Here is an 18,970-nt window from a genome sequence, read left to right as displayed (position 1 = left end):
TGCCTGCTCGCGCAGGGTAAATTTCTGGATCTTTCCTGTCGAGGTTCTGGGTATTGCGGTGAACACGAATCTGCCCGGAACCTTGTAGGGAGCAAGCTGTTCGCGGCACCAGGCGCGCAAGGCTTCGGTATCGGCCTGCTGCCCCTCGGCCAGTTCGACGAAGGCGCAGGGCGTTTCGCCCCATTTTTCGTGGGGCATGGCGACGACAGCCACGACGGCGACGGCCGGATGGCGATAGAGCGCCTCTTCGACCTCGATCGACGAGATATTCTCCCCGCCCGAGATGATGATGTCCTTCGATCTGTCCTTGAGCTGGATATAGCCGTCTGGATGCATGACACCCAGATCACCCGAATGGAACCAGCCGCCGGCAAAGGCTTTCCCGGTGGCTTCGGGGTTTCGGAAATAGCCCTTCATCACCACGTTGCCGCGGAACATCACCTCGCCCATGGTCCGGCCATCGCGCGGCACCGGCAGCATGGTTTCGGGATCGAGCACGTCGAGCCCTTCCAGCGGCAGGTAGCGCACACCCTGGCGCGCCTTGAGCGCCGCCTGTTCGGGCTTGGGCAGGTCGGACCAGGTTTCGTGCCAGTCATTGACCACTGCCGGGCCGTAAGTTTCGGTCAAGCCGTAAAGATGTGTCACGTCGAAGCCGGCTTCTTTCATGTCGGCCAGCAGCTTTTCGGGCGGCGGGGCGGCGGCGGTAAAGAACTGCACGGTCCGGTCGAGCTGGCGCTTTTCCGCCTCCGGCGCCGAGATCATCAGCGACATCACGATCGGCGCGCCGCACAGATGGGTGACACCCTCGTCCGCGAGTGCGTTCCAGATCGGCGCGGCCCGCACCTGCCGCAGGCAGACATGGGTGCCGATGATCGCCGACAGGGTCCAGGGGAAACACCAGCCGTTGCAATGGAACATCGGCAGGGTCCACAGATAGACCGCGTGTTTGCGCATCGAGGTGGTCAACGCATTGCCTTGCGCCAGCAGATAGGCGCCGCGGTGATGCGAGACCACGCCCTTGGGATCGCCCGTGGTGCCCGAGGTGTAGTTGATCGAGATCGCGTCCCATTCGTCCTGCGGCATCAGCCAGGCATAGTCGGGGTCGCCGCCGGACAGAAAAGCCTCGTAATCCCCTGCTTCGACCTCGACGCGCGCACCGTCATATTCGGGGTCGTCACACTGGATCACCAGCGGGGACACCTCGGCCAGGGCCAGCGCCTCCTGCATAAGCGGCATGAATTCGCTGTCCACGATCACCACTTTCGACATCGCGTGATCCAGCTGGAACGCGATGATGGCCGCATCGAGCCGAGTGTTGATCGAGTGCAGCACGGCACCGCACATCGGCACGCCATAATGGCATTCCAGCATGGCCGGTGTGTTGGGCAGAAGCGCCGACACCGTATCGCCGCGCCCGATCCCTTGCCCGGCCAGGGCCGAGGCCAGCCGCCGCGAACGGGCGTAGAACTCGGCATAGCTGCGCCGCAAGGCACCATGCACGATGGCGACATGATCGGGAAAGACGCTGGCAGCCCGTTCGAGGAACGTCAGTGGCGTCAGCGGCTGGTAGTTTGCCGGGTTGCGGTCGAGACCGGTGTTATAAGGATTGGCCATGTTCAGGCATCCTGCCATTGGGGGCTGCGTTTTTCGATGAAGGCGCCGATACCTTCTTCGGCGTCGCGGGCCAGCATGTTCTCGACCATGACGCGGGTGGCGTAATCGTAAGCCTCGCCCAGGGTCATCTCGCGCTGCGCATAGAAGGCGCGCTTGCCGGTGGCGAGCGTCATGCTGGACTTGGCCGCGATTTTCCCGGCGATTTCCAGGGTGGTTCCGCGCAGCGCCTCGGGCGATACCACCCGGTTGACCAGACCGATCTCGGCAGCGCGGGCAGCGGGCGTCATGTCGCCGATCAGCAGCATCTCCATCGCGTGCTTGTTGCCGACATTGCGGGACAGGGCGACCATCGGGGTCGAACAGAACAGGCCGATATGCACGCCCGGCGTGCTGAACTGCGCGGTATCCGCCGCAACCGCCAGATCGCAGCTGGCGACCAGCTGGCAGCCCGCCGCCGTGGCAATCCCCGCGACCTCGGCAATCACCGGTTTGGGGCAGGTGATGATCGCCTGCATCGTGTCCGAGCACATCCCCAGGATCCTGGTGAAATAGGCCCGCCCGCGGTCGGGACCGGCCCGGCCGGCGGTCATTTCCTTGAGGTCGTGACCGGCGCTGAAGGCGGGTCCGTTCGCGGCCAGGATGATGACGCGCACCGCCGGATCGGCCCCGGCCTCGGCGAAGGCCGTGCCAAGCCGGGTCAGCATCGCCTCGGACAGGGGATTGCGCCGGGCGCCGTCATTCAGGGTCAGGCGCAGGATGCCCTTGTCATCCAGATCGTGCAGAAGGATATCGTCGGCTTGCATTGGTGGCGTTCCTTGGACGGGGTTACAGGATGTTGACGTCGACACTGTCGGCGAGCGTGTTGGCGATGAAGCAGTAGCGATGCGCGCGGTCCTGCATCTGGTCCATTTCCTCGTCGCCGACCTGAAAGCCGGTGTCGAAGCGGACCACCGGGTGCAGGTCAATGCGTGTCACCGACATTTGCCCCCGAGGGTTCTTGCCCAGGTGGGCGACCGCGTGATCGTGATAGCTGGCGACCGGCCATCCGGCCTTGGCCGCCAGCGCCAGGAAGGTCATCATGTGGCAGCTCGACAGGGCCGCGGCCAGCGCCTGCTCGGGATTGGTGTTGGCCGGATCGCCGCCCCAATCCGGGGCGGCATCAGCCATGACATCGAAGCTGCTGTTGTACTGCACCATGTGCTCGGCCGAATAGGCGCCCGGCTTCAACTCGGGCGTGGTGCGGTGCCAGTGCAACTGGATGGAAAGGTCAGACATCTCGCGTGTCTCCCGTTTTCCGCTCAGGCCACGGCCAGCGATTTCTTGGGGTCGTAGAAGGGGACTTCCACAACCGTGGCGCGGACCGGTCCGGACGCGGTGACGACTTCCAGTTCGGTGCCGATCCCTGCGTTGTCGACAGAAACCATCGCCAGGGCGATGTTCTGCTCCAGGCGCGGCGAATAGATCGCGGATGTGACCTTGCCCACCGGTTCGCCATTCCGGTTGATCGCCCAGAACGTGGTGTTCGGCCCCTTCAGCGGCTCGCCGCCGATGACCAGGCCCACCTGCTTGCGGCTGACACCCTGTTCCTTGATGCGGCGCAGCGCGGCCTTGCCGATGAAGTCGGCTTCCATGTCCAGGTTGATCAGCCGGTCAAAGCCCAGTTCGAACGGGTTGGTGTTGATATCGGCATCGGCATGGTAGGACAGCATGCCGCCCTCGATCCGGCGGATCGACGAAGTATGGCCCGGCTGCAGGTTGAACGGCTTGCCCGCCGCCATGATCTTTTCCCACAGCTCGTCGCCGCGCGATCCGTCCTGCAGGTAGAGCTCGTAGCCCAGCTCGCTCGACCAGCCGGTGCGCGACACGATCAGCGGAATGCCGTCCAGTTCGACCGCGCGCAGCCAGTAGTATTTCAGATCCATGATGCTTTCGCCGAACAGCGCACGCATGATCTCGCCCGATTTCGGACCCTGCAACTGCAGGGGCGAGACATCGGGTTCGCCAATCTGCACATCCATGCCCGAATGCACCGCCACACCCTGCGCCCAGAGCAGGATGTCGCTGTCGGCCAGCGAGATCCAGAAGTGGTTTTCCGCCAGCCGCAGCAGGATCGGGTCGTTCAGGATGCCGCCGTCGGCATTGGTGATCAGGATGTACTTGCACTGGCCCACGGCCATTTTCGAAAGATCACGCGGGGTGAGCATCTGCACGAACTTCGCGGCGTCGGGCCCGGTGATCTCCACCTGGCGCTCCACCGCCACGTCGCACAGGATCGCGTCGTTCACGAGGTTCCAGAAGTTCTGTTCCGGATCGCCGAAATCGCGCGGGATGTACATGTGATTGTAAACCGAGAACCCCTTGGCACCCCAGCGCACGGTGGCGTCGAAATAGGGAGATTTGCGGATCTGTGTGCCGAACCCGAAGCCGTCTGATTTCATCATTTCTTTCACCCTTTGCACCGCCGGGCCGGTCAGCCGCGGACTGTTTTGAACTGGGTGAGAATTACTCGCACAGACGGGCCGGGCGTGGACTGAAAACAGGCCTTGGAGAGACCAAACGGACTGATGTCCGACAGGCCGGCAGACTTTTCAGACGGGTTTCGTCATTTGCCGGATTTGGCCGCCAATCGGGCAAGATTCGGCTGGGCGGATTTGACATGGCGCGTCACGATGTAGGTCATGTAGCGGTCAATCCCAAGTTCGGCCGCAAGCAGGGTTTCCATCAACTCCTGAAAAACCGCCAGGTTCGGGGTGAATACCTGGAGGACATAATCCATGCCGCCGCCGGTGGCGATGCATTCCGTGACCTCGTCCAGCGCCCGAATATGGCCCTCGAAGCGGTCGAAATCAGACTTGCGGTGATGTGTCAGCGAAACCGTCACGACGACCTGGGTGAAATCGCACACGCGATCAAGCGCGATATCCGCATGATAGCCGCGTATGAAACCCCCGGCCTTCAATCTTGCAAGGCGGGCCAGACAAGGCGTCGGCGACAAATTGACAATCTCCGCCAGCTTGATCTTGCTCAACTGGCCGTGTTTCTGAACCGCGCTGAGGATGCGGATATCGGTCGCATCAAGGCTGAACTTGTCCATGCATCATGACCTTTCAAAGCGAGGGTTTTCCGGCGTAATACATTTACCGGCAAGAACCCGGAAGCAGCATCTTGCTCCGACAAGGCGGATCGGGGCGCGGTGCGGCGGCTGACAGTCACTCGGAGAAACTTGCCAAACAGCGTCTTGCTTGAAACCGATAGCAATCAACCGCCGCTACCTCTGGTCGGATGCCGGCACAAGAATTTCGGGTATCCTAGCAATCGACCATTCTTGAATGTTGACTTTTTCAGCCTTTGAGCAGCCATCAAGACACGAAGCGACGGTCGACATACCGCGCCGACGCATTCCGACGCGTAGCAGTAGAAATGTCTGGCGTTGTACCGCCGAGAGGGCCGACTTGATCCATTACATTCCGGCGCAAGCGATGTGACGGTCGCGGACAGGACCGTCGCGCCTTGCCATATCATCAAGCGATGAGATGTGTCGGGAGATCACCATGGCGGACCGAGGAGGATTCGAACCCCCGACCCCTTGATTCGTAGTCAAGTACTCTATCCAACTGAGCTATCGGTCCGCGTGGTGAGGGGCTATCTAGACGTTACATTTGGGGGGCGCAACCCGATTCTGCGAAATTCGGTCAAAAAGTTCTCTCGCCCTTTGGCAGCCTTATTTCAAAGGTTGTTCCGCTTGAACTGCTGTCTTTCAGCAGCAGTTCTCCGCCGTGACCGCGCACCAGTTCCGCAGATATTGCAAGGCCGAGGCCAGAGCCTCCCTTGCGAACGCCACCCTGAAACGGGGTAAACAGGTTTTCACGGGCTTTCGGAAGCAGGCCGGGGCCGGTATCCGAGACCTCGATCAGCCAGTCGTGATCCGTCTCGCGCCCGGTCACCGTTACGACGCCGGGTTTTCCCGTGGCTTCCAGGGCCTGCCGTGCATTGCGCACAAGGTTCATCACCACCCGGAACAACTGCTCGGGATCGGCGCGCGCCGTCAGGTCATTGGGCACTTTGTTGAGGATCTCGACGCCGACGCCAACCTGCGCCAGCCGTTCGCTGGCGGCCACGTCTTCGACCACCGAACGGACCCGGAGCATGGTCAGCATCGGCGCCGGTTCCTCGGCCCGTCCGAAGGCCAGAGTGCTTTCGCAAAGAGACACCGCGCGGGTGATCGAATTAACCAGCTTGGGCGCCATACGCCGAACCAGAGGGTCTTCGCTTTTCTCGATTCTGTCGGTGAAGAGCTGCGCAGAGGTCAGGATGTTGCGCAGGTCATGACTGACTTTCGCGACCGCGCCGCCCAGTTGCGCCAGCCTTTCGCGCTGGCGCAGGGCCTGGGTCAGCTGGGTCTGCAGCATTTTCAAAGCTTCCTCGGCTTCCCGCAGTTCGGTGACACCGGCATTCGGGTTGATGATACCGCGCACATCCTCTGGCGCACTGGCATAGCGTTGCATGTAGTCGACGACACCTTTGATGGGGCGCACCAATGTAGCCCGAACCGCCAGAAACAGGAAAAACGCCGTGATCACCGAGATCACCAGCGACAGGATCAGGATACGAATTCCATAGTCAATCATGGCCATGCGCAGCGGCGCGCTGTCCATGGTCACCTCGATCAACGATCCGGCGCCCTTGACCGGCTCGCCAATCACCCGGATCACTTCGTTCCGCGCAATGAAGAACCGTTTCAAGGCATCGCGCATCAAGGGCCACGGCCCTGCATCGCGCAGGTCGTAAGTATGTCCGATCGGCTCGGGGATCGGAGAGCTGAGCATCAACTGCCGCATCTCGTCGCGCCGCAGCACAATGTTGTACACACCGGCATTGGCCAGCAGTTCGGCCTCCAACTCGGTTGCGAGCATATCATCGGCCAGCAGCGCCAGCGAGGCGATCTGGGACCGTTCAAGCCTGTTCTGAAGGAAGTCCTGCCGGAAACGGGCAATGGACGGCACGAAGATCAACACTTCGGCCAACATCACGAAGACCACGGTCAGGATCAGGAACCGACCTGAAAGCGAGTTCAGCATGATCTCCTTTTCCGGTCAGGGGAGCCAGCGCTGGACCAACCCGACCACTCGTTCCACCGTTCTATTCCCGAACAACCGGGGAGAGAAATATGCGCCCGCGGCGCGTTTGTTAATCTCACCGATCGTCGGATATGGCGACACCATCGCCGCAAGCTGGCTCATCTTCAGGTTATTTATCAGAACAAGAGACCACAAGCCGATGTGTTCACCGGCCTGGTGACCGGCGATGGTGACGCCCACGGGCCGACCCTTGACCACCATGACCTTGATGAAGCCTTCGGCGCTGCGCTCGGCAATGGCGCGGTCGTTGTGGAGATAGTCGAAACGCGCGATTTCGACCCGGCCGCCATGCCGGTCGCGCGCCTCGGCGTCGGTCAGACCGACCTGGGCCAGTTCGGGGTCGGTATAGGTGGCCCTCGGGATGTGAGCCGTTTTCGTTCTGGAGGGCAGGCCGAACAAAGCCGAACGGATCACGATGCCGGCGTGGTACCCTGCAACATGAGTGAATTGCAGCCCGCCGGCGACATCGCCGATCGCATAGACGCGCCTGTTGGTGGTGCGCAATCCCGCATCTGTCCGGATACCCGAGCGGGTGGTTTCGATACCTGCGGCCTCGAGATTCAGACGTTCCGTATTGGCCTTGCGCCCGGCAGCGACCAGCAGGTGAGTGCCGGAAAATATTCGGCCCCCGGTGCTCACGATGTCAATCGCTCCGGCTTTGCCCCGGACCTGTCCAGCCGAAGTTGCTTCGACGATCTCGACGCCTTCGGCCCGCAAGCGGTCCAGAATCAAGGCCGCCGCCTCCGGATCCTCGCGGCCCAGTGCGCGGTCGGCCTCGATGACGGTCACGCGGCATCCCAGCCGGACATGCGCTTGCGCCATTTCCATCCCGATCGGACCGCCGCCAATGATCAGCAGATGGCCGGGCCGTTCGTTCAAACCGAACAATGTCTCGTTGGTGAGGTAGGGAACCTTGTCCAATCCCGGAACCGGGGGCACCAGCGGCGAAGAACCGGTGGCTATCACGATGCGGCGTGCGGTGATCACGCGGTCTCCGGCCTGAACCTCGGTTTCCGACAGGAAGCGGCCGTATTCGCGGATCACGCGGACACCCAGGCCCTCGAACCGCTCCTGGCTGTCGACCGGCGCGATCCGCGCGATGACATCGCGCACATGCGCCATGGCCGCGGCATAGTCCACTTGCGGCGCCTGATCGGCCACGCCGAACGCTGCTGCATGCGCCTGCCCATGCGCCGCCTTGGCACTGGCAATCAGCGCCTTCGATGGCACGCAACCGTAGTTCAGGCAATCGCCGCCCATCTCGTGGCCTTCCAGCAGCACCACGTTGGCACCCATCTGGCTGGCCCCTGCCGCGACAGACAGGCCGCCGGATCCGGCTCCGATCACCAGGATATCGGCCTTGATTCTCTGCACCTTTCACACTCCCCTGCGTCCACGGAAAGCCTTGATGACGATAGGCAGCGCCGCCAACACGCAAAGACCCAGGATCGGGCCAAGCACGAAGGGTTCGCGCAGCAGGGACAGGTCGGGCTTTTCGCCCCGGTCGAATACCTCGCCCAGCCCGACGCCTATCCAGGTAAAGACAATGGCGCCGGGAATGATACCCAGCGCCGTGGTCAGCACGTAGTTCCGGAACTTGACCCCGACCAGGGCGGGAATCAGGTTGGCGGCGAAAAAGGGCACCGCAGGAATCAGCCGCAGCAGGAACAAGACCGAAATCTCATTCTCGCGCAGCCCCTCCTTGAGCCGCCGGACAGTGCCTTCGGAGGTCTCCAGCCGGGCAGTCAGCACCGCACCCAGACCCGCGCGCGCGGCCAGAAAGATCAGCATCGCCCCGATGGTGGCCGACACGACGTTCAGCACCGTGCCCGCCAGAAGACCGAACAGGAACCCCCCCGTCATCGAGGCCACCGCCGCGCCGGGAAGCGAGAAGGCCACGATCAGCACGTAGACACACACAAAGATCGCAGCCAGCGCGCCATAATGGGCATCCCGAAAGCCAATCAGGACGTCACGATTTGCCGCCAGGGTTTCGAAGGTGAGATAGTCGCGCAGCAGGACTCCGCCAATCAGGGCGATCGTCAGGATGACGATCAGCGGCAGGTGTCTCAGCCCCCACCTGCGCGAGGCGTTTGCAGTTTCGCTCATGGGTTTGCGAGACGGGTCCGAGTCGTTGTCTTTATTCGTTGGCATGGTTCTCTTAACATGCAATCGCCGATGGTTCCGAAACAGCCCCTTCACGCCCGGTTGATCCAAGAGCATTCGAAACGTGAGATTTTTATCGTTCCGGGTCGAAACTGAAACCTTTGGGCTGGTATCGTCCGGGAAATTGTTGCAAAAGCCCGCAAAACCCGACGCAGAGGGTTTGACTTGCCCGGGAACTCGCAGTAGAGGACGGGCTTCGAATAGACCCGGGAGGCGAATCCGCGCCGCACCCGACCGCAAATTGGAGTACGGAGCGATGAAACGCACCTATCAGCCTTCGAACCTGGTTCGCAAACGCCGCCATGGTTTCCGCGCCCGCATGGCCACCAAGGGCGGCCGCAAGATCCTGAATGCTCGCCGCGCCCGCGGCCGCAAGGTGCTGAGCGCGTAAGCGCACACAGCCCGTTCTGACGGACATGACACCGCCGGAGGCCCCCATGGATGGCTCTGCCAAACCGGGGGACAGGCCTCCGGCGGTGTCCGTTTGCGCGGTTGTCCCGCTGACCGTCCTGAGCAAGCGCAGCGATTTCCTGAAAGCCGCCCGCGCCAGGCGGCAGCCGACGCCATCCATGCTGGTGCAGGCGCGCCGCCGCGCGCCGGGCGAGGCAGATGGTATCCGTGTCGGTTTCACCTGCTCCAAGAAGGTCGGGAATGCCGTCGCCCGCAACCGCGCCAAGCGACGCCTGCGCGAGATCGCGCGCGCCGTGTTGCCCGAACTTGGGCGCGACGGCTGGGATTACGTCCTGATCGGCAAACCCGTCGATACCGCCACGCGGCCTTTCGACCTGCTGAAGGACGATCTGCGCAAGGCGCTTGCCAAACTGCACAGTCGTTGATCCGGTCAGGACCGGCTGCCCGCCGGAAAGCCCGGTTCCACTCTGCCGGTTGTTCCGGACGTACCCTTGCCGGTGGGACCCGGATCGTCACTCGGCCTCCATTTCCGGTGTCAACAGGTGCCGGAGCAGCGCAACGGGATGCGCCCTGAGGCTCAAGCGCATCGCCACGTAATCCTCGACCACCTGCTCGCCCATCGACATCTGCGGCAGCAGGGCGGCGGGTTCGTCGATCATCTCGCCGTCGATATCCTGCGCGAACAGCGGTAGCGGCCGGGCCACGGTAATCGCCTTGGCCGCCCAGAGCGCCGCGCGCCGGTCGAGGCCGCAATCGGCGAAGACATCGGCCTCGGCCAGCCGGGACAGGATCGCGGGGCCCAGCCCCGCGCGGCGCCAGACATCCTCGACCGTGCCATAGCCATTGCCGCGCGCGGCGGTGAGCCAGCTGGCGTCCTCTTCGGACATCCCCCTGATCTGGCGGAAGCCCAGCCGCAGCGCCAGCCCGCCACGCCCGTCGGGTTCCATCACGTTGTCCCAGTAGCTGGAATTGATGCAGACCGGGCGCACCGTGACCCCGTGTTCGCGGGCGTCGCGGACGATCTGGGCCGGGGCGTAGAAGCCCATTGGCTGCGAGTTCAGCAGGGCGCAGGCGAAGATACCGGGATGGTGGCACTTGATCCAGGCGCTGGCATAGACCAGCAGCGCGAAAGAGGCGGCGTGGCTTTCGGGAAAGCCATAGCTGCCGAAACCCTCGATCTGGGAAAAGCAGCGCTCGGCAAAATCCTGGTCATAGCCGTTGCGGGCCATGCCGCGCAGGAACAGCGCGCGGAACTCGCTGACCGAGCCGTGTTTCTTGAAGGTGGCCAGCGACCGGCGCAACCTGTCGGCCTGTTCGGGGGTGAAGCCCGCGCCGACGATGGCGATCTGCATCGCCTGTTCCTGGAACAGCGGCACGCCCAGCGTCTTGCCCAGCACCTCGCCCAGCGCATCCGAGGGAAACTCGACCTTCTCCTCGCCATTGCGCCGCCGGATATAGGGATGCACCATGTCGCCCTGGATGGGGCCGGGGCGGATGATCGCCACCTCGATCACCAGGTCATAGAAATTGCGCGGCCGCATCCGTGGCAGGAAGTTCATCTGCGCCCGGCTTTCGACCTGAAACACGCCGACCGAATCGGCCCGGCACAGCATGTCATAGACCGCCGGGTCCTCGGGCGGCAGGGTGGCCAGCGTGTAATCGGTCTGGTGATGCCGCGCGATCAGATCGAACGCCTTGCGGATGCAGGTGAGCATGCCGAGGCTGAGCACATCGACCTTGAGGATGCCCAAGGAGTCGATATCGTCCTTGTCCCAGCAGATGACGGTGCGGTCCTCCATCGTGGCGTTCTCGATCGGCACCAGTTCATCAAGCCGCCCTTCGGTGATGATGAAGCCGCCGACATGCTGGCTGAGGTGGCGGGGAAAGCCCACGATCTCGTAGACCAGAGCCATGGTCTGTTGCAGGCGGCGGTCGGTGGGATCGAGGCCGATCTCGCGCATTCGCTGCGCCTCCAGCCCCTGTGTCGAGAAGAAGCCCCAGAGCTGCGAGCTGAGCGCGCCGATCGTGTCCTCGGTCAGGCCCATGGCGCGGCCCACCTCGCGGATGGCGCGCTTGCCCCGGTAATGGATGACGGTGGCGCACAGGCCCGCCCGGTGGCGGCCGTAGCGGTCATAGATGTGCTGAATCACCTCCTCGCGCCGCTCGTGTTCAAAATCGACGTCGATGTCGGGCGGCTCGTCGCGCGCCTCGGAGACGAAGCGCTCGAACACCATGGTGCCCATCTCGGGGCTGACCGAGGTCACGCCGAGGCAGTAGCAGACCACCGAATTGGCGGCACTGCCACGCCCCTGGCAAAGGATGCCGCGCGACCGGGCGAAATGCACGATGTCGCGGACGGTGAGGAAATAGGGCTCGTATTTCAGCTTGCCGATCAGCGCCAGTTCATGCGCCAGCATGCCCTTGACCCGGTCCGGCGCGCCTGCCGGGTAGCGCCATGTCAGCCCCTCATGCGCCAGCCGCGACAGGCGGTCAGTGGGGGTTTCCGACCCGCTGACCTCGCTGGGGTATTCATAGCGCAGCTCATCGAGCGAGAAGGTCAGCGTTTTGCTCAGCGCGTGGGCGCGGGCCACCGCGTCCTCGTGGCCCCGGAACAGGCGCAGCATCTCCGCCTCCGAGCGCAGGCGCTGTTCGCCATTGGCCAGCGCGTCGCGGCCCAGCTGATCGACCCGGCGGCGCAGGCGGATGGCGGTCAGCACGTCGGCCAGCTTGCGGCGGGCACCGTGGTGCAGGCGCGGCGCCGCACTGGCCAGGGTCGGCAGGCCGAGCTGGCGCGCCTCGGCCTCGAGCGCGGCGAAGCGGGCGCTGTCGGCCCCGTCATAGCGCGGCGTCAGCAGCAGGTGCATCTGCCCGGCAAAGCGGCGCGCCAGCCGCTGCGCCTGTGGCCAGGTCCCGCCCGCGCCGCCCGGAAAGGGCAGCGCCCGTGGCCAGAGCAACAGGTGGAGACCGCTCGCGAACTCCTCAAGGTCGGACAGGTGCAGGATGCAGTCACCCTTTTCGGCCCTGAGCCGCCCGGTGGACAGTATCCGGCAGAGGCTGGCCCAGCCCTGCCGGTTCACCGGCAGCACGGTGACCGGGGGCGCATCGGTGAACAACAGTCGCGCCGCCGGGATCAGGCGCGGCACCGCATGCACCGGGTACGAGGGCGGTTTCGGCAGATGCGCGGGGCGAGGCGGCCCGATGGGCGCATGCGTCTTCTCCCAGTCCAGCCGTTCCTGCACCCGGCGCGCGATCTCGCGGGCGCGGGTATGGGCGCGCACGATCCCCGCCACCGAATTGTCATCAGCGATGGCGATGGCGGACAGGCCCAGCAGAACCGCGCGCTCCATGTACTCCTCGGGGTGCGACGCCCCGGTGAGAAAGGTGAAATTCGAGGTGATCGACAATTCGGCATACATGGCGAGTCGCGATTATATTCACGTTTTGTTCTTGTTTCGAGTCCCCCCCCCGCTCGACCCGCCCCTTCATCTTTTCGGCAAATACTCCGGGGGAATCGCGCCCCCGGCGTGATGGGGACAGAGCCCCCTCTTGCCACCTACGCCTCAGCGCGGTTCCCGGAACCTGTCGTGACAGGCCAGGCAGGCTGCCATCATCCCTGGCAGGCTGCGTCGCAGAGCAGGCAGGTTGACCGTGCGCACCCCTCGTGCCGCCTGACGCGCGGCGATGGCGCGGCGCAGGAATTCGGCACGGTTTTCCCAGATCCCGGGCCTGGAGCGGCTGTGCCGGTCCATGTAGGGCTTTTCGAACCGCGCGGGAATCTCCGCCAGCGCCGCCAGCAGCACCGCCCGCGCCTCCCGCGCGGTGTCCCGGTCGAAATGCCGGCGCAACGCGCTCATCTCGAACAACACGCCCAGCGCCGCCTTGGCCGAGCGCATCGTGGCCTGACGGGCCAGCACCGCCTCGTCCCGGACCACGGGTTCGTCGGCCCGGACGCCGGACAGAACCCAGGCGGCCAACAGGGTACAGATCACCAACCCGGCCAGGCACCGCATCATCTCGACAGGCCTGACGATTCTGAAGTAGGAACAAAAAGTGAACAAATTGATGTCTGCCGTATGTCCAACCGCCGTATCCTTTCGCTGTGGTTTCCCCGCCTGGGCGCGGACCGGGTGATGCGGGCCGAGCGTGGCCTGCACGCAGGCCCGCTGGCCGTGGTCGAGGAACAGTCCAACATGCAGGTTATCAGCGCGTTAAACGCGGCGGCCGAGGCAGCGGGGCTGCGCGTGGGCCAGCCGGTGCGCGATGCCCATGCGATGTGCGGCGCGCTGATCACCCGGCCCCGCGACGCGCCCGCCGAACAGCTGTTCCTGACCGCGCTCCGGCGCTGGGCAGGCAAGTTCAGCCCCTGGGTGGCCGAGGAGCCGCCCGACGGGCTGGTGGTGGACCTGACCGGCTGCGCGCATCTGTTCGGCGGCGAGACAGCCCTGCTCGGGGTGATCGAGGACGATTGTGCCGACATGGGGCTGAGCGCACGAATGGGCATCGCCGACACGCTGGGCGCGGCCTGGGCGCTGGCGCGCTATGCCGGCCGTCAGCCGGGGTCGGACCGGTCCGGCGACGCGATCGCACAAGAGGCGCGCGCCACCCGGGCCCGTGCCGGCAAGCGGCGGCACTGGACCAGGGGCGGCGCAGCGCCGCAAGTGACGGCACAGGGTGGCGGTACCCGGATCGCACCACCGGGTCAGTGCCATGGGGCGCTGGGTCCGCTGCCGGTGGCGGCGCTGCGGCTGGAGCCCGACACGGTGGCGCAACTGGACCGGCTGGGCCTGCGGCGGATCGGCGACCTGCTGGGCCAGCCACGCGCGGCGCTGGCACGGCGGTTCGGACGCGGGCTGGTGCTGCGGCTCGACCAGGCGATGGGCAGCGCGCCGGAACCGGTGTCGCCCGCACGCCCGCCCGACCGTTTCGCGGTGCGGATGACCCTGCCCAATCCGATCGGGCTGGCCGAGGACGTGCTGGCCGCCATCGACCGGGTACTGCCAGCACTGTGCGCGCGGCTGGAGGAAAAAAGGCGCGGCGCGCGGACCCTCCGGCTGGAGGCGCACCGGGTCGACCAGGCCGCCGAGGTGGTCGAGATCGGGCTGGCCCGGCCCACGTTCGACCCCCACCGCATCCGACCGCTGCTGGAGATGAAGCTCGGGCAGATCGACGCCGGGTACGGCATCGACATGCTGCGGCTGGTGGCGGTGCAGACCGAACCGGTGCATGCCCGCACCCTGTCGGGCCATGCCGAGGCCGGGCGCGCGGTGCGCGACCGGCTGGCGGGCAATACCGCGCTGGACGACCTGATCGGGAAACTGGGCGCGCGGGTCGGGCTGGAGGCGATCACCCGGATGCACCCGGCGGCCACGCATATCCCCGAAAAGACGGCAAAGGTGCTGGCCGCCGCCTGGTCGGAGCCGGTGCACGATTGGCCCTTACCGCCGTGCCCGCGACCGCTCCTGTTGTGGCGGCCCGAACCGGTGATTGCGCCCGACAGCCCGGCAGTGCCCGCCACGTTCCGCTGGCGCGGGCGCAACTGGACCCTGGCCGAGGCCACCGGGCCGGAACGGATCGCGCCGGAATGGTGGCTGGACGATCCCGAATGGCGCAGCGGGGTGCGCGACTACTGGGTGGTGGTGACCGGACAGGGCGACCGGCTGTGGCTGTTCTACGGCCATGGCGGCACGATGTCGTCAGGCTGGTTCTGCCAGGGGTCCTTTGCCTGATCATTGGGACACGAAATGACCGGATCAGCCCCCAGCCCGGTACCACCGACACCGCAAGCAGCGTGGTCGGCGCGCCTCAGACCGGCGCAAAGGATACGCGAGAGGCTTGATTTGCCCGCAAATTGCGGCAAGCTATAATCATGAACATGCAGCCTCCCAGTCCGTTCGCCGCGGGCCCGGCCCAGACGCAGGTCGCCTTTGACAGGCGCGAGTTGTCCGTCATCCTAGGTGTCTATGGCCGCATGGTGGCCGCCGGAGAATGGCGCGACTACGGCATTTCCAACCTGACCGACGTGGCGGTGTTCTCGGTATTCCGGCGCACCGCGGAACACCCGCTCTACCGCATCGAAAAACGCCCGCGCCTGCGCGGACGGCAAGGCATGTATGCAGTGGTCGGCATGGACGGGCGCATCCTGAAGCGCGGCCACGACCTGAAATCGGTGCTGCGGGTGCTGGAACGCAAGCTGATCCGGGTGGTGAACCCGGACTGAGGCCGGAACCCATCCTGCCAGGCCGTGCCGCCCGCCAACCGGTCAAGGCGGGCCCTGGATTGGAGGGGGCAAGATGGAACGCCGCATCGCTGCAATCCTGGCCGCCGACATGGTCGGCTTCAGCCGCCTGATCGAACTGGACGAGGCGGGCACGCTGGCGCGGCAGAAACGGCACCGACTGGAGCTGATCGACCCCACCATCCGCGACCACCACGGGCGGATCATCAAGCTGACCGGCGACGGGCTGATCGCCGAGTTCAACTCGGTCGTCGAGGCGATGCAGGCCGCCGTGCTGGTCCAGCGCACCATGCCCGCGCGCGAGGCGGAGGTGCCCGAGAACAGGCGCATCCGCTACCGCATCGCCATCAACCTGGGCGACGTGGTGTTCGACGAGGGCGACATCTATGGCGACGGGGTGAACATCGCCGCGCGGCTGGAGGCGCTGGCCGAACCGGGCGGCATCGTGGTGTCGGGCACCGCCCATGACATGCTCAAATCGCAGGTCGGGGTCGGCTATCGCCCGCTGGGCGAGAAGCGGCTCAAGAACATCGCGACGCCGGTGCGGGTGTTTCAGGTAACCGACGGCGCCGCCAGTCCGCGGCGCCGGTTGGCCTTGCGGCGGCTGATCTGGCCCGGGGCGGCGGCGATGGCGGCGGCGGCGGTTGCCGGCTGGCTCTGGACGCGACCGGATTTCACCCCGGTCGACCCGGCGGAGATGGCGCTGGACCTGCCGAAAAACCCTCGATCGCGGTACTGCCCTTCGAGACACGCGGCGCGGCGGAATCGCAGGGTTGGGTGGCAGATGCCATAACCGAAAGCGTGATTTCGACCCTGTCGTTTTCCCCCGACATGCTGGTGATCGCACATTCGACGATGATGGGCTACAAGACCCGTGCGGTGAGCGCGACCGACGTCGCCCGCGACCTGGGCGTGCGCTATATCCTGAGCGGCAGCGTCCAGCACTCTGGCGAGACGCTGCGCGTGACCACCGAACGGGCCGACGCGATCCGGGGCCAGCAGATCTGGTCGATCCGCGAGGACAGCGCCATGGACGACCTGCTCGCCTTGCAGGACGGGATTTCCCGGCGCGTGTTCGAGGAATTGTCCGTGTCGCTGACCGTGGGCGAAGGCACTCGCACATGGCTCGAGCGGTCGGGCAGTTTCGAGAATTATGTCGCCATGGTCCGGGGACGGGCGGAGTTTCAGAGGTTCAGCCCCGAAGGTCACGCCAATGCCGAACGCCTTTGGGGCGCGCTTTATCGCAAGGCGCCGGACAGCGCGAATACCAACTAACTGATGGGCTGGCTTTACTGGCAGAAGGTCACGATTGGCCTGTCCGGCGACCCGGCGGCGGATTGGCGAAAGGCGATGGATTTTTCCGCGCGCGCCATCGAACTGGAGGAATACGGCGATTTCTACGCGCTGGCCGCGATCCTGGCACAGGGGTCAGGCCAGCATGACGCGGCCATCGCGCTGGCCGACAAGGCCATCGCGCTGTTGCCGGGCAGTGCGGATGCGAACGCGCTGGGCGGGCTGGTCAAGGCGACCGCCGGACAGGTGCGCGAGGGGCTGGAATTGATGGAACGGGGCATGCGGCTGGAACCCGACTATCCCGAATGGCTGCCTGCGGCCGTCACCTACGCCCGGCTGGAACTGGGCCTATATGATGAGGCCAGGAAACTGGCGCGCGAGGTTCTGGCATCCGACATGAAGGATGTGCGGGCCAAGCCGCAGGCGCAATCCGTGCTGACAGTCGCCGCCGCCTTTGAGGGCGACATGGTGGCGGCGCGCAAAGAGGCCGGAAAGCTGCTCGAGATCTTTCCCCAGGCCAGCGCCGCTCATGGAAGGGCATTTCGCTCGACCCACAGGGACCAGGCGTTCCTGGAAAGATACCTGGATGCGCTGGTTCAGGCCGGAATACCCGAGGACTGAACCGCGGGTCTGAAGCGCAAGCTGGTCCGGGCGCTCTGTCCCGACCGACCGCCCGCGCGCGGCCACCGTCGGCCGCCTCCGGCGGGAGTATTTGGCACCAGAAAGAAGCCCAAGGCGCTCCTGCTTCTTTCTGGTTACAAATACTCCGGCGCGGCCGCGCCACCGGGCGCGACGTCAGGAGTTTTCCTTGAGCAGGCGCTGTTTCTGGCGGTTCCAGTCGCGCTTGGCCTCGGTTTCGCGCTTGTCGTGGATCTTCTTGCCCTTGGCAACGCCGAGTTTCATCTTGGCGATGCCCTTGTGATTGAAATAGAGCACCAATGGCACCAGCGTCATGCCCTTGCGCTGGGTCGCGTTCCAGAAATCGGCCAGTTGCTTGCGCGAGACCAGCAGCTTGCGGCGGCGGCGTTCCTCGTGCCGGAACATCTTGGCCTGCTCGTAGGGCGGGATGTAGGCGTTCACCAGCCAGAGCTCGCCATTTTCCACGGCGGCGTAGCTGTCGGCGATATTGGTGCCGCTGCCGCGCAGCGCCTTGACCTCGGACCCTTCGAGCACGATGCCGCATTCGACATCGTCCTCGATCGCGTAATCGAAGCGCGCGCGCCGGTTCTCGGCAATCACCTTGTAGTTCGGGTCGATCTTCTGCTTGGCCATGGAGGGCAGATTTAGGCGCGTTGCGGCGCCCTTGCAAGCGGGGGACGCGGTTTCGAGTTGCCAGGGCCCGCGCGCCGCTGCACAAACGGGGCGATCGGACCGGGGGCGAGGCAAGCCGGATGCGCGTACTTATCCTGCAACATGCGGAATTCGAACATGCCGGGCGGTTCCGCGCCCTGTTCGCGCGCGAGGGTATCGAAACGCAAACGGTGCTGATGCCCGAGGCCCGGAGCCTGCCTGCGCTGGATGCGTTCGACGCGCTCTGGGTGCTGGGCGGGGTCATGCAGGTCTGGGAGACCGACAAATACCCCTGGCTGCTGGACGAGATCGACCTGATCCGGCGTGCGGTGGCGGAGGCGGGCAAGCCCTATTTCGGCATCTGTTTCGGCCACCAGTTGCTGGCTGCCGCCTTGGGCGGCGAGGTGGGACCGGCCGCGGTGGCGGAATTCGGGGTGATCCCGGTGCGCCGGTCGGGGCCGGTGGCGGGGCTGCTGGAGGGGCTGCCCGAGGTGTTTCACGCCTTCAGCTGGCATTCGGCCGAGGTCAAGGCGCTGCCGCCGGGCCATGCGCCGCTGGCCGGGACCGGCGATTGCGGCAACCAGCACATGACCGGCGCGGGCGCCGTCGGTTCGGTCCAGTTCCACCCCGAGATCGACACCGAGACGATGCGCGACTGGTTCGCCAGCCCCGGCGTGATCAACGACCTGAAGCCCAGGCTGGGCCCCGACCCGGAGCGGGTGATGATCGAGATGCTGGAGCGCCACGAGGCCGAGCTGTCACACCTGGCCGAGACGCTTTTTGCGAACTGGCTGGCGCGGGCTCGCGCCAGCCTTGGCTGAGC

At 65.2% G+C, this 18,970-nt stretch carries 19 protein-coding genes and 1 tRNA gene; 8 read left to right on the top strand and 12 right to left on the bottom strand.

All coding sequences use genetic code 11. The annotated features are described in order from the left end of the window. The 9 genes from BLT75_RS19780 to BLT75_RS19740 all read right to left on the bottom strand — a co-directional run. Positions 1–1,614 (bottom strand): acyl-CoA synthetase (locus BLT75_RS19780; RefSeq protein ID WP_093036091.1); only part of this gene is annotated, 1,614 nt, incomplete at its 3' end. A 2-nt stretch (positions 1,615–1,616) separates the two neighbouring features. After that, positions 1,617–2,417, bottom strand: coding sequence for an enoyl-CoA hydratase (locus BLT75_RS19775; protein ID WP_093034221.1), 801 nt, complete (start codon positions 2,415–2,417; stop codon positions 1,617–1,619). 22 nt (positions 2,418–2,439) lie between these two features. Then, positions 2,440–2,889: an OsmC family protein gene (locus BLT75_RS19770; protein WP_093034218.1), complete on the bottom strand. Its 450-nt coding sequence runs from the start codon at positions 2,887–2,889 to the stop codon at positions 2,440–2,442. A gap of 23 nt (positions 2,890–2,912) precedes the next feature. Then, entirely contained in the window at positions 2,913–4,055 is a 1,143-nt protein-coding gene (locus tag BLT75_RS19765) for a glycine cleavage T C-terminal barrel domain-containing protein (RefSeq protein WP_093034597.1), read from the bottom strand. A gap of 161 nt (positions 4,056–4,216) precedes the next feature. After that, positions 4,217–4,708, bottom strand: coding sequence for an Lrp/AsnC family transcriptional regulator (locus BLT75_RS19760; RefSeq protein WP_093036054.1), 492 nt, complete (start codon positions 4,706–4,708; stop codon positions 4,217–4,219). Positions 4,709–5,166: 458 nt separating this feature from the next. Beyond that, positions 5,167–5,243, bottom strand: a tRNA-Arg gene (locus tag BLT75_RS19755). 63 nt (positions 5,244–5,306) lie between these two features. Beyond that, on the bottom strand, positions 5,307–6,692 hold the full coding sequence (locus BLT75_RS19750) for a sensor histidine kinase (RefSeq protein WP_093036051.1): 1,386 nt from the start codon (positions 6,690–6,692) through the stop codon (positions 5,307–5,309). Between the two features lie 15 nt (positions 6,693–6,707). Beyond that, positions 6,708–8,126 carry a dihydrolipoyl dehydrogenase family protein gene (locus BLT75_RS19745; RefSeq protein WP_093036048.1) on the bottom strand — a complete coding sequence of 473 codons (1,419 nt, stop codon included), beginning with the start codon at positions 8,124–8,126 and terminating at the stop codon, positions 6,708–6,710. A gap of 3 nt (positions 8,127–8,129) precedes the next feature. Next, positions 8,130–8,861 carry a TVP38/TMEM64 family protein gene (locus tag BLT75_RS19740; RefSeq protein WP_093036088.1) on the bottom strand — a complete coding sequence of 244 codons (732 nt, stop codon included), beginning with the start codon at positions 8,859–8,861 and terminating at the stop codon, positions 8,130–8,132. 313 nt (positions 8,862–9,174) lie between these two features. Between BLT75_RS19740 and rpmH the strand changes: the two genes are divergently transcribed. After that, a complete protein-coding gene (gene rpmH, locus BLT75_RS19735) occupies positions 9,175–9,309 on the top strand; it encodes a 50S ribosomal protein L34 (RefSeq protein WP_093036045.1) in 135 nt (44 codons plus the stop codon). 25 nt (positions 9,310–9,334) lie between these two features. Continuing rightward, positions 9,335–9,754 carry a ribonuclease P protein component gene (gene rnpA, locus BLT75_RS19730; RefSeq protein ID WP_093036042.1) on the top strand — a complete coding sequence of 140 codons (420 nt, stop codon included), beginning with the start codon at positions 9,335–9,337 and terminating at the stop codon, positions 9,752–9,754. Between the two features lie 87 nt (positions 9,755–9,841). On the opposite strand, the gene BLT75_RS19725 is transcribed toward rnpA, so the two are convergent. Then, positions 9,842–12,745 carry an error-prone DNA polymerase gene (locus BLT75_RS19725; protein ID WP_093036040.1) on the bottom strand — a complete coding sequence of 968 codons (2,904 nt, stop codon included), beginning with the start codon at positions 12,743–12,745 and terminating at the stop codon, positions 9,842–9,844. A 144-nt stretch (positions 12,746–12,889) separates the two neighbouring features. Further along, on the bottom strand, positions 12,890–13,342 hold the full coding sequence (locus tag BLT75_RS19720) for a cytochrome c (RefSeq protein ID WP_093036037.1): 453 nt from the start codon (positions 13,340–13,342) through the stop codon (positions 12,890–12,892). A gap of 60 nt (positions 13,343–13,402) precedes the next feature. Between BLT75_RS19720 and BLT75_RS19715 the strand changes: the two genes are divergently transcribed. The 5 genes from BLT75_RS19715 to BLT75_RS19695 all read left to right on the top strand — a co-directional run bounded on the left by BLT75_RS19715 (position 13,403) and on the right by BLT75_RS19695 (position 17,478). Further along, positions 13,403–15,055, top strand: a complete 1,653-nt coding sequence (locus BLT75_RS19715; protein WP_093036034.1) for a Y-family DNA polymerase — start codon at positions 13,403–13,405, stop codon at positions 15,053–15,055. Between the two features lie 140 nt (positions 15,056–15,195). Further along, entirely contained in the window at positions 15,196–15,546 is a 351-nt protein-coding gene (locus BLT75_RS19710; RefSeq protein WP_093036031.1) for a DUF2794 domain-containing protein, read from the top strand. A gap of 73 nt (positions 15,547–15,619) precedes the next feature. Then, positions 15,620–16,357, top strand: coding sequence for an adenylate/guanylate cyclase domain-containing protein (locus tag BLT75_RS19705; RefSeq protein WP_093036028.1), 738 nt, complete (start codon positions 15,620–15,622; stop codon positions 16,355–16,357). Further along, positions 16,342–16,839, top strand: a complete 498-nt coding sequence (locus tag BLT75_RS19700; RefSeq protein ID WP_093036025.1) for a hypothetical protein — start codon at positions 16,342–16,344, stop codon at positions 16,837–16,839. Before BLT75_RS19705 ends, BLT75_RS19700 begins: the two co-directional genes overlap by 16 nt. Before the next feature lie 3 nt (positions 16,840–16,842). Continuing rightward, positions 16,843–17,478 carry a hypothetical protein gene (locus BLT75_RS19695; protein ID WP_093036022.1) on the top strand — a complete coding sequence of 212 codons (636 nt, stop codon included), beginning with the start codon at positions 16,843–16,845 and terminating at the stop codon, positions 17,476–17,478. A 174-nt stretch (positions 17,479–17,652) separates the two neighbouring features. Here the strand turns inward: BLT75_RS19695 and smpB are convergent, their stop codons facing one another. After that, positions 17,653–18,129, bottom strand: a complete 477-nt coding sequence (gene smpB / locus BLT75_RS19690; protein ID WP_093036020.1) for an SsrA-binding protein SmpB — start codon at positions 18,127–18,129, stop codon at positions 17,653–17,655. 119 nt (positions 18,130–18,248) lie between these two features. Here smpB and BLT75_RS19685 point away from each other — a divergent pair, with 119 nt between their 5' ends. Then, complete coding sequence (locus tag BLT75_RS19685) at positions 18,249–18,968, top strand: type 1 glutamine amidotransferase (RefSeq protein ID WP_093036017.1); 720 nt, start codon at positions 18,249–18,251, stop codon at positions 18,966–18,968. Positions 18,969–18,970 lie beyond the last annotated feature (2 nt).

It is taken from the genome of Ruegeria marina (genome assembly GCF_900101475.1).
GTDB classification, from domain to species: Bacteria; Pseudomonadota; Alphaproteobacteria; order Rhodobacterales; family Rhodobacteraceae; genus Ruegeria_B; species Ruegeria_B marina.
Note: the sequence above shows the minus strand (reverse complement) of the source record. Positions and strands in the feature narration are given on the sequence as shown.